This window comes from Flammeovirga pectinis (genome assembly GCF_003970675.1).
Classification (GTDB): Bacteria; Bacteroidota; Bacteroidia; order Cytophagales; family Flammeovirgaceae; genus Flammeovirga; species Flammeovirga pectinis.
In genome coordinates this window covers 1,730,753-1,747,001 of sequence record NZ_CP034562.1, presented here as the reverse complement: position 1 = coordinate 1,747,001, position 16,249 = coordinate 1,730,753, and the positions used below count along the sequence as shown (strand labels likewise).

18 protein-coding genes are annotated in these 16,249 nt (G+C 32.9%); 8 read left to right on the top strand and 10 right to left on the bottom strand.

The window, feature by feature from the left end:
- Positions 1-125: 125 nt before the first annotated feature.
- The 6 genes from accC to EI427_RS06995 form a co-directional block, all read right to left on the bottom strand.
- A complete protein-coding gene (accC, locus tag EI427_RS07020) occupies positions 126-1,469 on the bottom strand; it encodes an acetyl-CoA carboxylase biotin carboxylase subunit (protein WP_126613082.1) in 1,344 nt (447 codons plus the stop codon).
- A gap of 62 nt (positions 1,470-1,531) precedes the next feature.
- Positions 1,532-2,032: an acetyl-CoA carboxylase biotin carboxyl carrier protein gene (gene accB, locus EI427_RS07015; RefSeq protein ID WP_126613081.1), complete on the bottom strand. Its 501-nt coding sequence runs from the start codon at positions 2,030-2,032 to the stop codon at positions 1,532-1,534.
- 76 nt (positions 2,033-2,108) lie between these two features.
- Entirely contained in the window at positions 2,109-2,675 is a 567-nt protein-coding gene (gene efp, locus EI427_RS07010; RefSeq protein ID WP_126613079.1) for an elongation factor P, read from the bottom strand.
- Between the two features lie 79 nt (positions 2,676-2,754).
- A complete protein-coding gene (locus EI427_RS07005) occupies positions 2,755-3,741 on the bottom strand; it encodes a beta-ketoacyl-ACP synthase III (RefSeq protein ID WP_126613077.1) in 987 nt (328 codons plus the stop codon).
- 155 nt (positions 3,742-3,896) lie between these two features.
- On the bottom strand, positions 3,897-4,103 hold the full coding sequence (rpmF, locus tag EI427_RS07000) for a 50S ribosomal protein L32 (RefSeq protein WP_126613075.1): 207 nt from the start codon (positions 4,101-4,103) through the stop codon (positions 3,897-3,899).
- A 19-nt stretch (positions 4,104-4,122) separates the two neighbouring features.
- Positions 4,123-4,659: a YceD family protein gene (locus tag EI427_RS06995; RefSeq protein WP_126613073.1), complete on the bottom strand. Its 537-nt coding sequence runs from the start codon at positions 4,657-4,659 to the stop codon at positions 4,123-4,125.
- 149 nt (positions 4,660-4,808) lie between these two features.
- Here EI427_RS06995 and EI427_RS06990 point away from each other — a divergent pair, with 149 nt between their 5' ends.
- From EI427_RS06990 to EI427_RS06965, 6 genes are all read left to right on the top strand, one after another.
- Positions 4,809-5,513 (top strand): 16S rRNA (uracil(1498)-N(3))-methyltransferase, encoded by a 705-nt coding sequence (locus EI427_RS06990; protein ID WP_126613071.1) that lies wholly within the window; start codon positions 4,809-4,811, stop codon positions 5,511-5,513.
- A 69-nt stretch (positions 5,514-5,582) separates the two neighbouring features.
- A complete protein-coding gene (locus EI427_RS06985) occupies positions 5,583-6,251 on the top strand; it encodes a DUF4159 domain-containing protein (RefSeq protein WP_126613069.1) in 669 nt (222 codons plus the stop codon).
- A 68-nt stretch (positions 6,252-6,319) separates the two neighbouring features.
- The gene (locus EI427_RS06980; RefSeq protein ID WP_126613067.1) at positions 6,320-7,345 is read left to right on the top strand and encodes an acyl-CoA reductase; all 1,026 of its coding nucleotides are present in this window, start codon (positions 6,320-6,322) and stop codon (positions 7,343-7,345) included.
- 2 nt (positions 7,346-7,347) lie between these two features.
- A complete protein-coding gene (locus EI427_RS06975; RefSeq protein WP_126613065.1) occupies positions 7,348-8,460 on the top strand; it encodes a glycosyltransferase family protein in 1,113 nt (370 codons plus the stop codon).
- 42 nt (positions 8,461-8,502) lie between these two features.
- A complete protein-coding gene (locus EI427_RS06970) occupies positions 8,503-9,156 on the top strand; it encodes a metal-dependent transcriptional regulator (RefSeq protein ID WP_126613063.1) in 654 nt (217 codons plus the stop codon).
- Positions 9,157-9,273: 117 nt separating this feature from the next.
- Positions 9,274-10,338 carry a M42 family metallopeptidase gene (locus EI427_RS06965; RefSeq protein WP_126613061.1) on the top strand — a complete coding sequence of 355 codons (1,065 nt, stop codon included), beginning with the start codon at positions 9,274-9,276 and terminating at the stop codon, positions 10,336-10,338.
- Between the two features lie 81 nt (positions 10,339-10,419).
- Here the strand turns inward: EI427_RS06965 and hisS are convergent, their stop codons facing one another.
- The 4 genes from hisS to EI427_RS06945 form a co-directional block, all read right to left on the bottom strand.
- Entirely contained in the window at positions 10,420-11,790 is a 1,371-nt protein-coding gene (gene hisS, locus EI427_RS06960) for a histidine--tRNA ligase (protein WP_126613059.1), read from the bottom strand.
- A gap of 129 nt (positions 11,791-11,919) precedes the next feature.
- Positions 11,920-12,831, bottom strand: coding sequence for a DUF58 domain-containing protein (locus tag EI427_RS06955; protein WP_126613057.1), 912 nt, complete (start codon positions 12,829-12,831; stop codon positions 11,920-11,922).
- A gap of 58 nt (positions 12,832-12,889) precedes the next feature.
- The gene (locus EI427_RS06950) at positions 12,890-13,666 is read right to left on the bottom strand and encodes a septal ring lytic transglycosylase RlpA family protein (RefSeq protein ID WP_126613055.1); all 777 of its coding nucleotides are present in this window, start codon (positions 13,664-13,666) and stop codon (positions 12,890-12,892) included.
- Positions 13,667-13,672: 6 nt separating this feature from the next.
- On the bottom strand, positions 13,673-14,353 hold the full coding sequence (locus tag EI427_RS06945) for a septal ring lytic transglycosylase RlpA family protein (RefSeq protein ID WP_126613053.1): 681 nt from the start codon (positions 14,351-14,353) through the stop codon (positions 13,673-13,675).
- Between the two features lie 264 nt (positions 14,354-14,617).
- Here EI427_RS06945 and EI427_RS06940 point away from each other — a divergent pair, with 264 nt between their 5' ends.
- Both EI427_RS06940 and EI427_RS06935 read left to right on the top strand, forming a co-directional pair.
- Positions 14,618-14,959 carry a DUF3276 family protein gene (locus EI427_RS06940; protein ID WP_126613051.1) on the top strand — a complete coding sequence of 114 codons (342 nt, stop codon included), beginning with the start codon at positions 14,618-14,620 and terminating at the stop codon, positions 14,957-14,959.
- An 89-nt stretch (positions 14,960-15,048) separates the two neighbouring features.
- On the top strand, positions 15,049-16,233 hold the full coding sequence (locus tag EI427_RS06935) for an AI-2E family transporter (RefSeq protein ID WP_126613049.1): 1,185 nt from the start codon (positions 15,049-15,051) through the stop codon (positions 16,231-16,233).
- Positions 16,234-16,249: the final 16 nt, after the last annotated feature.

Sequence of the window (16,249 nt, the reverse complement as noted above, 5' to 3'; positions counted from 1 at the left end):
ATGATACGGTTATTTTCAAGGGTATTTGATTAATATCTAACATATAAGTTATTTGACAAAAAAATAGGGTAACAAATTAAATTGCTACCCTATTTTATATTTTATATCTTAAAGAATTAAGTTACTTATAATGTATCATAAGAATGTTCATCCATAAATGCAGTCGTAAAATGACCAGATTTATAAACATCATTATCCATTAATCTTAAGTGGAAAGGAATTGTAGTTTTAATACCTTCAATTACAAACTCACCTAAAGCACGCTTCATTCTTTTAATTGCTCCTTCTCTTGTTTCAGCTGTAACAATCAATTTTGCAATCATTGAATCATAATTTGATGGAATTGTGTACCCAGTATAAACGTGAGTATCAACTCTTACACCTGGTCCACCAGGAATATGCAATGTTGTGATTTTACCAGGACAAGGTCTAAAATCATTTGCAGGATCCTCCGCATTAATTCTACATTCAATTGAATGGAACATTGGAGAATAATTTTTCCCTGAGATTTTTTCGCCGGCAGCTACTTTAATTTGCTCTTTGATAAGATCAAAACCTGTTACTTGTTCAGTTACAGGATGTTCTACTTGGATACGAGTATTCATTTCCATAAAGTAGAAATCACCAAATTTATCTAAAAGAAATTCAACAGTACCAGCACCTTCGTATTTAATACGTTCTGCACCAGCAATTGCTGCCTCACCCATTTTTTTACGAATTTTTTCGTTTAAAGCTGGAGAAGGAACTTCTTCTGTTAATTTTTGATGACGACGTTGAATAGAACAGTCTCTTTCTGATAAGTGACATGCTTTACCAAAGCTATCACCTATAATTTGAATTTCGACGTGACGAGGTTCAACAACGAATTTTTCAAGATACATACCGTCGTTACCGAATGCAGCTGCAGATTCTTGACGAGCAGAATCCCAAGCTTTTTGGAATTCAGATGGCTCGTTAATAATACGCATACCACGTCCGCCACCACCAGCAGTCGCTTTGATAATTACAGGATATCCAATTGTTTCTGCGATTTCTTTACCTTCTGCAACAGAAGATAATAAACCTTGAGAACCTGGAATAGTAGGCACACCTGCCTCTTTCATTGTTGCTTTAGCTGTTGCTTTATCGCCCATGCGATTAATCATATCAGCCGAAGCACCAATAAATTTAATGTTATTTTCAGCACAAATTGCTGAGAACTGAGCATTTTCTGATAAGAAACCATAACCAGGATGTATAGCATCACAGTTCGTAATTTCTGCAGCAGCTAAAATGTTCGGTATGTTTAAATACGAATCAGTGCTACTTGCAGGTCCGATACAAACAGCTTCATCAGCAAATCGAACATGCAAAGATTCTTTATCAGCAGTAGAGTAAACAGCTACAGTCTTAATACCCATCTCATTACAAGTACGGATAACACGAAGAGCAATTTCGCCTCTATTTGCAATTAATATTTTATTGAACACGATAGTCCCAATTTTTAGTGATAAAATTGTTAAAAAGCTGTCTTATATGTAAGAATATAAGACTAAGCTGGATCTACCAAGTACAATGGTTGATCGTATTCAACCGGAGACATATTGTCAACAAGTATCTTAACGATTTTACCTGATACTTCAGATTCAATTTCGTTGAATAATTTCATTGCTTCGATAATACAAACAACATCTCCTTTTTTCACTGAATCTCCTACGTTCACGAACATATCAGAATCAGGATTTGGAGCTGTATAGAATGTACCAATCATAGGCGACTTAATTTCAATGTAATTTGAAGTGTCTGCTGCTGGTGCTTCTACTGCTGCTGATGCTTCTACTGCTGGTGCAGATGAAGGTAATTCAGCTGCAGGTGCTGTTGCTAAAGGAGCAACTGGTTGTGCTGCTAAAACTGGTGCTGCTACAGATGTAGCGGCTATAGCTTCTGCATTACGTTTAACGTGAAGTTTGATTTCTGCAGTTTCTACATTTACTTCTTGCAAACCTGAGTTCGCAATAAAGCTAATCAGATCTTTTACCTCTGGTGCTTTCATAATGTGATAGTGTGTGATATTGAATTGACGACTAAATATAAGTTATCTTTTCAACCTTTTTTTTGATTAAATACTATTATTTTTTAACACGTTCTACATAAGAACGGTCAAGTGTATTCACTTTGATTACATCACCTGTATCGCAAAATAAAGGAACATATATTGTTGCTCCAGTCTCTAACGTAGCAGGTTTTAATGTATTCGTTGCAGTGTCACCTTTAATACCAGGTTCAGAATAAGTAATCTCTAATTCAACAAACTGAGATAGTTCGCATCCTATTACCTCTTCTTCTTCTGCATGGAATAAGATATCAACATTCATTCCATCTTGTAACAAATCATTGTTAGGAACTTGATCTTCTGGTAAAGCTACCTCTTCCCAAGTAGATGTATCCATGAAATGGAAACCCATATCATCTTTATATGAATATTGATGTTGTCTTCTTTCAATACGAGCTGTAGTCACTTTATGTCCTGCAGAGAAAGTATTATCAATTACTCTTCCTGTACGGATACTTTTTAATTTAGTACGTACAAAAGCAGGACCTTTACCTGGTTTTACGTGTTGGAACTCAACAATTTGAAAAATATCATTATTGTAAAGTAAGCACAAACCATTTTTAAAATCAGCTGTAGATGCCATATATATCTTTAATTATTATTCTAAATCAATCAAAATTAGTTGGATTTTTAATTCCAACCACAAAAATACAAATATTTAATTAGTATGCCCACTTTACGTAAGCTGCACCCCAAGTAAATCCACCTCCAAAGGCTGCTAACACTAAATTGTCACCCTTTTTTAACTTATTTTCGTAATCCATTAAACACAATGGGATCGTTGCAGCGGTTGTATTTCCATATTTATGGATGTTCATCATCACTTTATCTTCTCCTACACCCATTCTATTTGCTGTTGCGTCAATAATTCTTTTATTGGCTTGATGAGGCACTAAATAAGCAATATCATCACCAGTAAGATTATTACGCTCCATTATTTCTGCCGATACATCTGCCATAGAAACTACCGCATATTTAAACACGTGCATTCCCGCCTGATAGATGTAGTGCATTTTATTGTCTATTGATTCGTGAGTTGAAGGCATTCTACTTCCTCCACCTTTCATATAGAGGTAATCTTCACCTATACCATCACTTTTCAATACAAAGTCTCTAATTCCTTCTTCGGCTTCAGTAGGTTCTAATAATACAGCTCCTGCACCATCACCAAATAAAACACAAGTAGTACGGTCTGTATAATCTACAATGCTAGACATTTTATCAGCCCCTACTACAATTACTTTTTTATATTTACCAGTTTCTATAAACTGTGTGCCTGTGCTTAATGCAAATAAAAAGCCAGAACAAGCAGCTCCTAAATCAAAACTAAAAGAATTATCTGCTCCAACTCCCTTCGCAATAATATTTGATGTTGCAGGGAAAAACATATCAGGTGTTACTGTAGCGCAAATAATAAGATCAATATCTAAAGGATCTGTATTTGTTTTTTCTAACAACTGCTGTACAGCTCTAATACCCATATAAGAAGAACCTAATCCTTCTCCTTTTAAGATATGCCTTTCAGAAATACCCGTCCTTTCTAAGATCCATTGGTCGGTTGTATCAACCATTGTTTCTAATTCCTTATTTGTAAGGATATAATCCGGAACGTATCCTCCAACTCCCTTTATTGCCGCTTTTATTGCCATAGTTCTATTGGTATTTCTTTGTAATTTTTTGATTTTGCCTTAATCAAAATTCTATTTCAAAAGGCAAAGATAAACAACTCTTGCAATTTCCATATAAAGTATAAAAAAAAGCCAATCCCTTTTTAGGAATTGGCTTGATTTTGAGCAGTTTAAAACTACTCAGCAGTTTCGTCTACATCTACAGAATTATCGATAACCACTTGGCCACGATAATACATTTTACCATCTGCCCAGAATGCACGGTGTCTTACGTGTGCTTCACCAGTAGATTGGCAAAAAGAGATTGTAGGTTTATCCATCTTAAGGTGCGTTCTACGCTTACCTCTACTTGCTTTCGAAATTCTCGATTTAGGATGTGCCATCTTTAATTCTTAATATATATCACTTGAGTTTTTTCAAAATATCCCAACGAGGATCAGAAGGTTTCTCTTCTTCAATCTCGTCTTGATCATCCACCTCTTCCTCGATTTCATCATCTTCTAAAGTTGAGTAGAAAACATCTTCTAACTCATCTTCATCAGGGTGCAAACGTTTTGTTGGCAATGACACTGCTATTAAATCATACAAGATTTGTGCAAAATCTAAATTTGACTCATTGAAAGGGATTTTAAATAAATCATCTTCCAACATTTCAAAATGGTCAGAAAATTTGAAGAAAACTTTTTGCTCTGCAGCTAAAGTATCATCATACTCTCTTAGACTTCTATCACTTAATAGCTTAACTTCTGCATCTAGTAAAATATCTACATCAATAGATGTTTCACTTTTTGCAAGGTGCAATATCGCCTTTCCTGAGATATTTTCCATCAATTCAGATTCAAATATTTCTAAAAGTTTCGACGTTAACTCCAATTCGAACTGATGCTTACCATTTTTCAGGCCACCAATTCCTATACTATATGCTTTTTTCTTATTCACCTTATCTGTGATTTGGCTTGCAAAATTACTAAATCAAATCTGCATAAGAAAGAAAAATTCATTATTTCGTCCGCAATTATACAAATTTAATTTAAAAGACTCTTAATTTTGTATGTACTTACGTTCAAAATCAATAAAAAGATACCATTATGAGACTTTTTTATCATTCTAATATAGATTCTAACAAGCAAGAAGTTGTTTTACAACCTGAAGATTCTAAACATATAGTCCGTGTTCTAAGAATGAAGCAAGGCAACGAGCTTCAGTTAATGGATGGTAAGGGTTTTCGTTATACTTGTAACATTAAAGACGCTAACCAAAAAAAATGTCTTGTTACTATAATAAGTGTAGAAGAACTGCCTCAAGTTGCTGCAAATGTACATCTAGGCATAGCTCCTACTAAAAACATGGACAGAATAGAATTTTTCTTAGAAAAAGCAATCGAAATTGGCGTCGCATCAATTACATTTTTCTATTCCACTCATTCAGAGAGAAAAAATTTAAAATTAGAAAGATTGGAACGTATTGCTGTTAGCGCTATGAAACAATCAAGAAAATATTGGTTACCTGAGTTATCTCTTGCTAAAAACCTAGATGAAGTATTTCTATCACCCATAAAAAATAAATATATAGCCTATGTACCCACTGCAGCTACAGAAAATTTATTTCAGAAATTAACCGCGAATGAAGATACTTTTGTCTTAGTTGGCCCCGAAGGTGGATTTAGTGAAGAAGAAGCTGATAAAGCAAAGCAAAAAGGCTTTGAGTGGGTCAGTTTAGGAACAGAAAGATTAAGAACCGAGACTGCTGGAATTGTAGCTGTACAAATGATGAATATGTCTTATTTGAAATAATTAAAAATTTATCATTAAATTAGGTTAGGTCATAACATAAAGACCGCTGTTATTCTAATACAATATACCATGAAGAAAATCGTATTCGTTCTTTTATTATCAATTTTATCTATTAGTATTTTTGCTCAAAACCAAAGAGGTTATTCTCTAAAAATTGCAAAAGTAAAATACAGTGGTGGCGGTGATTGGTATGCTAATAAAACAGCCTTATCTAATTTAGCAGATTACTGTAATGATTATCTAGGAACAAGCATTGATGTTGATGACGAAATTGTAGAAATTGGAAGCCCAGAACTTTTTAATTATGCTTATGTATATTTAACAGGGCATGGTAATGTTGTATTCTCTGATAGTGACGCCGAGAATTTAAGAAATTACCTTTCTGGAGGTGGTTTCTTACATATTGATGATAACTACGGACTTGATAAATTTATTCGTCTTGAGATGAAAAAGGTCTTCCCAGAATTAGACTTTGTTGAAATACCATTTGACCACCCTATTTATCATCAAGTATTTGATTTCCCAAATGGGTTACCTAAAATTCATGAGCATGACGGCAAACCCGCTCAAGGATTTGGCTTAGTGTATGATGGTAGATTAATCTGTTATTATAGTTTTGAATCGGATCTTGGTAACGGATGGGAAGATCCAAGTATTCATAGAGACCCAGAAGAAGTAAGAACTAAGGCGCTTCAAATGGGAACTAACATTATTTCTTTCGCATTAACTGACTTTTAATCTATTTTACTTGTTTGATGATTACTTTCCTATTTGATTTGCACTGTTTTTAGAAAAATAGAGGAATTATGAAGTTGCAAGATAGAATTGATGCTTTTGTAGCATTAGGTGATAAACTAAGAACTTTAGACGAAGAAACTGCATCTATGCTTACAAGAAGAGCAAATGATGGAAACGGTTGGTTCGATAATAATACAGTTAGTAATGCTATTACAGGTATTACTAAAATGTTAGAACGAGATGTTCTTAACAAGTGGGTAACTAAATACCCATCTACAAATGATGCAACTCCACAAAGAGTGCTAATTGTAATGGCTGGTAATATTCCTGCTGTTGGATTTCATGATGCATTATGTACTTTAATTACAGGCAATATTTTAATGGCTAAGTTAAGTTCATCAGATACTTTTCTGATGACAATACTTTTTACTTGGTTAAAAGAAATTGAACCAAGATTTAATGACAAAATTGTTATTCTTGACGCCCCTATTAAAGAAATTGACAAGGTAATTGCAACTGGATCAGACAACAGTTCTCGTTATTTTGTGAAATATTTTGATAAATATCCCAATATCATACGTCAAAATCGTTCTTCTATTGCAGTTGTTCGTGGAGATGAAAGTAAAGAAGCACTTACCAAGTTAACAAGTGATATTTTCTTATACTATGGATTAGGCTGTAGAAATATTTCAAAAATATATACTCCTAAGGGTTATGACCATACTTTATTGATGGCTGCTTTAGAAGATGCTGCTAAAGAAACTATCATAAATCATAAGTACGCTAATAATTACGATTACAATAAATCTATTTATTTAATCAATAAAGTAAAGCACTTAGATAATGGTGGACTTATTTTAACAGAGTCTACAGAAATGGTTTCTCCTATTTCTGTTCTTTATTATGAAACCTATGAAAACGGGCAAGATCTTAAAGATAAGATTGATCAAAATAAAGAAAAAATACAGTGTATTGTAACTGAAGGAAGATGGTTGGCTAACTCCGAAGATTTTGGTTTAGCTCAATTCCCTACCGTAGATACTTACGCAGACGAAATTGATACAATGGAGTTTCTTTCTCCTATTTTAGCATAAAAATGAAGATCGTTTTAGCGTCAGTTTTAAAACCTGTTGATGACAGCAGAGTATTTGAAAAAATTGGGCTATCTCTTTCTAAAATACAAAATGCTGAAATTCATATTGTAGGAACTGCTTCTTTAAACAAGACAGCTCCTATTCAAAATATTACTTTTCATCCTTATGATGAAATTAGCAAAAAGCCTACTCGTTTAACTACAAGTAGGCTTTTTCTATCACAAATACGCAAAGTCAAGCCAGACCTCATCATCGTACATACTATTGAGCTTTTACCTGCTCTTATTTATTATAAGATTAAAAACAAAAAGGTGAAAATTATATATGATATGTTGGAAAATTATCCTTTCAACTTTCGATATCAAAAGTATAGACCCACTCTACAATCCCAAATATTATCTTCTTTTAGTCATTTAATTGAAAAAGTATCGTATCCTTTTTTATCACATATTTTTGTGGCAGAGCAGACCTATTTAACAGAGAAAAAATTACCTCTTTCAAAAACCACAATTCTAGAAAATAAATTCAATCCGATATATCATTTAAAAAAATCTATTAAAAAGCAGAGTAATACTGTGTCTTTAGTTTTTTGTGGCAGCTTAACAAAAATATTTGGTGTAGAAGTGATATTAAACTGGTTTTCTGATTTAAGTAGTTGCAAGTCTGTATTAAATTACAAACTCACAATAATTGGAAAAGCTTATGAAGAGGATGTTATCCAAATTCTACAAAATAGTACAACTACCAATAAAAATATAAAGTGCATTGGAGTCACTGAATTTGTTCCACACGAACAAATTATCAAAGAAATGTTTTCAAGTGATTTTGTAGTATTACCCTACCCCGAAAACCCCTGTACAAAAAATTGTATTCCTACAAAATTATATGAATGTCTTGGTTTAGGAATACCCATGCTTACTCAAGAAAATTTATTATGGGAAAAAGTATGTAAGGAATCTAATGGTAGTATGTTTATTGATTTCAAACAACCTATTGAAATTAAGTCATTTGAAGAACAGATTAATACTTTCATTCCCTATTCAAACGGTATAGATCAAAAGGCTTTATGGAATACAGAAGAAAAAAAATTGTTGAATATCATTGAAACCTTATAAATTGCACATCACTTTAAATTATTACGACCTATATAATCCAGTATGTTTAGTAATTCAGAAGAAAATTATTTAAAAACAATATATCACCTTTCTGGCGTTACAGATCCGGTAAGTACGAATGCTATTGCAGATGCACTACATACAAAACCTGCATCTGTAACAGATATGATTAAGAAACTTAATACCAAAGAAGTTATTAATTATCAAAAATATAAAGGTACAACACTAACAGAAAAAGGTGAAAAGGCTGCTTTACGCATAATTCGAAAACATAGATTATGGGAAGTATTCCTACTTGAAAAATTAGAGTTTAATTGGGATGAAGTACATGAAGTTGCTGAACAATTAGAACATATTCAGTCTCAGAGAATGATTGAACGATTAGACCATTTTCTAGGCTATCCAAAACACGATCCACACGGAGACCCAATACCTGATAAAGATGGTAATTTTAGCACGTTAGAAGCTACAAAGTTAAGTGAGCTAAAGATTAATGAAAAAGGTACTGTGGTTGCAGTAAAAGACGAAAGCAGTAGTTTATTACAATATCTAGATAAAGTTGGTATTGGTATTGGCTCAGAGATTCAAGTTCTTGATAAAATTGAATTTGACAAATCACTTGAACTAAAAATAAATGCTAGAGAAAAGAAGATAATTTCAGCTCTAGTATCAGAAAATATTTTAATTAAACTGTAATTACAATAAGAGGTCTTGTTAAATCGAGATCTCTTTTTGGTTTACTTGATATATACCATAAATTATATCAATTTAGGTTACAGAAACAAATCATATAAAACATAAAATAGAGACACAATGAGTTTAGAAAAAATTGACTTACCCCTACTAAAAGTAATTAGCGAAACTTCGGGCGCTCCAGGTTTCGAAAAAAAAGTCAGACATTTATTAATTGACACTTTAAAAGATATTGTCGATGAATTTTATGTAGACAACATGGGTAATTTAATTACTATCAAAAAATCTAATAAGCCAACTGCTAAAAAGTTTATGCTTGCAGCACATATGGACGAAATTGGATTTATGGTAAAACATATTGATGATAATGGTTACATAAGATTTCAAACTCTTGGTGGCTTCGATCCAAAAACATTAACTTCTTTACGTGTAAAAGTTCATGGTAAAAAAGACTTGCTTGGTGTTATGGGTTGTAAACCTATCCATTCTATGTCTGCTGCAGAAAGAAGTAAAGTAGTTACAAATGAAGAGTACTTTATTGATTGTGGTTTATCTAAAGAAGAAGTCGAGAAACATGTAAAGGTTGGCGATTCTATTACTAGATGGCAAGAACTTGAAATGGTTGGTGATTTAATTAATGGTAAATCTCTTGACGATAGAGTTTGTGTCTATGCCTTAGTAGAAATTATGAAAACATTAAAGGATAAAGAAGTTCCTGTAGATGTTTATGGTGTTTTTACTGTACAAGAAGAAGTAGGTTTAAGAGGTGCTCAAGTTGCAGCTCATGGTGTATCTCCAGATTATGGTATTGCACTAGATGTAACTGTCGCTAATGACATTCCTAGTCTTGCTCCTCAAGATTATGTAACATCTATGGGTAAAGGTGCTTCTATTAAGCATTTTGATGGTGGTACCATTTGCGATCGTAGAATGGTTGCACACTTGGAGAGTGTTTCTGAAAGAAATGAAATTACATCTCAACCAGAAGTCCTTCCTTTTGGAGGAACTGATACTGCAAACATTCAAAGAATGCCAAAAAATGGTTCTATTGCAGGAGCTATAAGTATTCCTATGCGTTATTTGCACCAAACAACAGAAATGGCTCACCCGACTGATGTAGTTGCAATGATAGACTTAGTTGTAAATGCAGTTCTAGAAATAGAGAAAAACGATTGGAATTATTAGTATCCAATTAATCATATATACAAAAGCAGCCCTACTTACCAAAAATAAGTAGGGCTGCTTTTCCATATAGAATTGACTGTTTTATTTCAATAAGCCAACAATCTCATCTGCTGATAATAATTGCTGCTCACCTGTCAACATATTTTTTAATGAGTATTTACCTTGAGAAATCTCATCTTCCCAAGCCAAAACTACATAAGCGATTCCTTTTTTATTAGCAAAGTTCATTTGCTTTTTCATTTTGGCAGTATCAGGATATAATTCTGCACTAACCCCTGCCATTCTTAACTTCTGTAATAAAGGTAATGAGTAGTCTCGTCCAGCATCATCAAAGTTAGTTAGCATAACTTTAGTCGTTTCCATTGCCGATTTTGGATACAAATCCAATTCTTCTAACACGTCGTAAATACGATCAACACCAAAAGAGAAACCTACACCAGACATGCCTTCTAAACCAAATACACCGGTTAAGTTATCGTAACGTCCACCGCCACTAATACTTCCCATGTTTGCATTATTTACTTTCACTTCAAAAATTGCTCCTGTGTAATAAGAAAGCCCTCTAGCAAGAGTAACATCAAATTCGACTTTATCAGTTGCAACTCCCATCTTAGCAGTAAATGCAAAAACTTCTTCTAATTCAGAAAGTCCTTTTAAACCAACTTCAGAAGTTGCTAGCATATTTTTCATTGCAGCAATTCTATCTTCTGTAGAACCTGAAATTGAAAATATTGGAGATAACTTATCAACTGCATCTTGAGAGAAACCTCTTTGCTGAATAAGTTCTTCATTTACTTTTTCAACGCCAATTTTATCTAATTTATCAATAGCAACACACAATTCAGATTCCTTACCGTTTTCGCCAATAGCTTCAGCAATACCTGTAAGTACTTTTCTGTTATTTAATTTAATTGTGTGGTCTGTAATCTTTAAATCAGTAAGAGCCTCTCCCATCATAGCAAGGATTTCTGCCTCGCAAAGTAAAGAGTCTGTTCCAACAACGTCAGCATCACATTGATAAAATTCTCTGTAACGCCCTCTTTGAGGCCTATCAGCTCTCCAAACAGGTTGTACTTGGTATCTTTTAAATGGAAAACTTAAAGTTCCTTGGTTCATTACAACATACCTTGCAAAAGGAACAGTTAAATCATAACGTAAACCCTTTTCAGAAATCTTTGGAAGCATATGCTTTGCACCCTCTTCTAAATCCTTAGCAGTTACTTTTTTAAGGTAATCACCAGAGTTAACTACTTTAAATAACAATTGGTCACCTTCATCTCCATACTTACCTGTAAGTACAGATAGATTCTCCATTGTAGGAGTTTCTAGATTCTGGAAACCATATTTTTTATAAACAGACTTAATTGTATCAAGAATATATGTTCTTTTTGCCATTTGTTCCGGTCCGAAATCTCGGGTACCTTTTGGAACACTAGGTTTTTGCTTTGCCATCTTTAGATATTTTTTTGAGGGGCAAAAATAATAAAAAATAAGAAGTATTTGATACCTATTCTAAAATAGTATATCAAAACAATTCTTATTCTTTATAAAGGGATCTTATTTGATGGCTTAATTTATGGATTAACGCATTCTTTGACGTTTAATCAAATAGGGTAAAATTATCTGATCAATATTTTTTTTACTATCCACTTCAACATAATCAATTTTATACTGACCGCATTTTACATTTAAGTCATGGTATAAATCTTGAATCGTTTTTTCATACTGTTCTTTCACCTGAGAAGGTCTAAGTTTTTCTTTTTGTCCTGTTTCAACATCCACAAAAACAAAAGGACGTTCTGGGAAATCTAGTTGCAACTCTGTACTATGATCTGCTACATGAAATAATAGTACCTCATGGTTATTGTGCTTGAGATGTTGTAAAGCAGCAAACATTTCATCTCTGTTCCCCATCTGTCCCATCATATCACTAAAGATGATAACTAAAGAACGCTTATGAATAGTTTCAGCAACTTGATGTAGAACCTTTGCAATATGTGTTTCTCCTTGTGGTGGAGCTTTTTCCAACATTTGTTGCAGTTTTACAAAAATTTGATGTAAATGCGTTCGTGTTGATTTCACTTGCGTCATTTCCTCCAAGTCATCAGAAAAAGTACATAAACCAACTGCGTCTCGCTGCTTCTGTAGCATATAGGCTATTGATGCTGCTGCCATTGTGCTAAAACCCATCTTATCGTATGTTTTATCAGGATAATACATAGATAGAGATCTGTCTAAGACAATCATCGCTCTTAAATTTGTCTCTTCTTCGTAACGCTTTGTAAATAACTTATCTGTTCTAGCATATACCTTCCAATCAATATGTCGAGTACTTTCGCCAGGGTTATATAAATTATGTTCAGCAAATTCTACAGAAAAGCCATGATATGGAGATTTATGTAAACCCGTTATAAAACCCTCTACCATTTGCTTAGCGAGTAATTCTATATTCCCATATTGGCGAATTGTATCAAAAGAGATTTCTTGCATCATTGTCTTAAAGCATAGTTAAGTTATTCTAAGTTACCTTTAAGTGGTAATCCTTTATAAGTTATAAATGCTTTTTGACAAAGGCACCTTTATAGCCCTTAGATTTTACTTTTTGTACGTTTTTTTTCGCATTTCCTTCAGAAAAATCACCATAAAGTAATCTATAGATCTTTTTATTGTTTGAAAAACCTGCTTGAATATAGATTTCTGTCAATCCTTTTTTATTAGCAAGCTTCCCTGCATCTATGGCTTTTTTGACATCTTTATATGATGCCATTTGAATACCATATCCATTTTTTATTTTTTTTGATGTACCCCAAATACTATAAGTACCAGGTGCTCCATAAGAACCAGACGACTTTTTAGGTTGACTTGATGTAGAACTATTCTTCTTAGGTTTCTTTACATCAGCTGTTGTAATTTTTTGATTTGGACCACCAGATGTACCTTCTTTTACCTTAGTACCCTGCCCATTTGTATAAAGAATTTCTATTTCAACGTCAGCAATACCATCATTAATCATATCAATTTTAACGGCAGCTCCTTTAGAAAGGTCTAGAATTCTCTGAGACTTAAAAGGTCCTCTATCATTAACTCTTACAACAATCCATTTTTTATTTTTAAGATTTGTTACTTTTAAATAAGTATCAAATGGTAATTTTCTATGTGCACAAGTAAATGCATACATATTAAATCTCTCTCCATTTGCAGTTTTTCTTCCGTGGAATTTATCTGCGTAATAAGATGATTGTCCTTTCTTTGTATCACCTACTTTGGTTTGAGCAAACGTAGTATTAAAAAAGGCTACAGAGAGAAGGGCTAATAATATAAATTTCATTGTTTTTTAAATATTCTTTAAATGCTTTTTGATAAAACAGTCATCAAAACCACCACTTTTTAGTAATTTAAGTAAAGGCTGTGCTTCAATATTAGAATCAAATTCACCAATAATTAAACGGTAAATTCTTTTACTATTCGACCAACCTGTTTGTACAAACACTTCACTTAATAAATAATCATTTTCTAGTTTGTAAACTTCTTTTAGAATCACTTCTATATCGTTAGACATAGTAAATTGAATCCCATAACCTTCAACATTAGCTATTTCACCAACAGAAGTATATGTACCCGTTTTCAGAAAATCAAGAGGATCTACAACTACTGAAAGTGTATCCATTTGTTCTTCGATAACTTCCTTTTCTTTTTGAGCAAGTGCTTCCTGTCTTTTTTTCTTTAAGGTTTGAGGTGTATCTACTAAAGTAACTTCAACGGTTACCGGCCCTCTACCAATAATATCCAACTTTTGAGCAGCTGCATAGGTTACATCTAGAATTCTTTTGCTAGTATAAGGTCTATCAATAATCTTCACATTAATTGTCTTACCGTTATTAACGTTCCTTACACTAATAATACTTCCAAAAGGAAAATACTTATGAGAACCTGTCATAGCATTCATGTCGTACTTATACCCTCCTTCAGTAATAGATCCATTGCGATCGTCTGGGTAGTAGGATGCCTTACCCATTTCTTTATATCCTATTTGGGTTATGCTTTGTGCCGTTGTAATTAAGGGGAATAAAAGCACAAAAATTAGTTTAACTAAAAAATTCAAACTAAAAACTGTTTAGATGATTTGTCATTTTTCGTGATTCAAAATTAGAAAAAAAATACCCTTTTCCTCTATTTTTGAAAGAAAGTATAAATAAAGTGCATTTTTATTCGATTCTATTTGGATAATATAAATGTTATACAAAAATTTAGAGTGTATTAAACTAAAAGATTAAAGACAGTGGAAGAGAGAAGAGAAGAAATCTTTTCGAGGAAAGTACGCGCTGGAAAACGTACGTATTTTTTTGATGTTAAGGCAACACGTTCAAACGACTATTACCTTACCATAACGGAAAGTAAAAAGCGCTTTAAAGATGATCAACCTGTTTTCGAGAAACACAAGATCTTTTTATACAAAGAAGATTTTGACAAATTTGTTGATGCTCTAGGAGATTGTGTTGACAAAGTCAAGAATGATCTTTTACCAGAACAACAACAAGAAGAAGTCGAAGAAGATAACTACGAAGAGAAATTTGATGATTCATACAAAAGTGAACCGTTTGACACAGATTTGTCTTACTAATTCAACTATTGTTAAATCTAGAGAGGCTCTTGCTTTTAAATAAGCAAGAGCCTTTCTATATTTATTAAAAGGGAAATGATAAATCTATAATGTCTGATAAAATTAAATCTTCTTTCGAAGAAATAGCATCTGTTGCAAAATACTTTAGGTCGTTCAGTAATCTATTAATATTTATAGCTGTAATTGCTGTATTTATGTGGCTTTCTGTTCAACTTCAAGATATTCTTGCCTATATAATTATATCGCTGATTATATCATCGATTTTACAAACTCCTACAAACTATATTTCTAATGTACATGCGTTCGGGTATAAATTCCCCAGAGCATTAGCGGTATTTATTTCCTTCCTTTTACTCTTCTCTATAATTGGATTGTTTGTATTCTTATTTTATCCATTGATAAAAAGTCAAATAGCCGTATTATCAGAAAAGAATACACAAGAATTACTTAGTGTGATAGAAGGACCAATTTATAGTTTGGAAGCATTGGTAAAAGAATACTTTTTAAATGATGCTGAAGATGGTTTTCTACTTAATCAGTTAACAGAAAAGATATCTAGCACTATACAGAGTGATAAATTAAGAAGCATATTAAATGGCGTTTTAGCTGTAACGGGTAACTTCTTTGTAGGAACGATGGCGGTATTATTTATCACTTTTTTCTTCTTATACGACCCTAGTTTATTCAGAAGACAATTTATTATTCTAATTCCCAATAAATATTTTGAAGTTTCCATTGCTGCATTAATAAAAACAGAGAAGTTGCTTTCCAGCTACTTACTTGGTTTATTCTTACAGATGCTAAGTATATTTTCTATTGCAACCATTGGTTTAAAGATTGCCAATGTAGAGTATGCTATTACAATAGCCGTCTTTGCTGCAGTAGCCAATTTAATTCCTTATTTAGGACCTTTTATTGGCGGTTCTTTTGGTGTACTTGTGGGTATTCTCACAGATGATTCCCTCGTAGAAGTTTCAGATTATATCTTCTTAATTATTAAAGTATTGTCTGTTTTCGGAGTTGTTCAGTTAGTTGATAATGTAGTGGTACAGCCTATAATATTTTCTAGAAGCGTAAAAATGCATCCCCTCGCCATATTCTTGGCCGTATTTGTAGGCTCTGCATTGGGCGGTGTTATTGGGATGGTATTTGCAATTCCAACATTAACAATACTGAAAGTAGGTTCTGAAGAGTTTTGGTATGGATATAAGAAATATCAGATCTTTAGAAATGAGAAGCCTAAGGTAAAAATAAAAGAAGCATCTGATAGTTAATTATCAGATGCTTCTT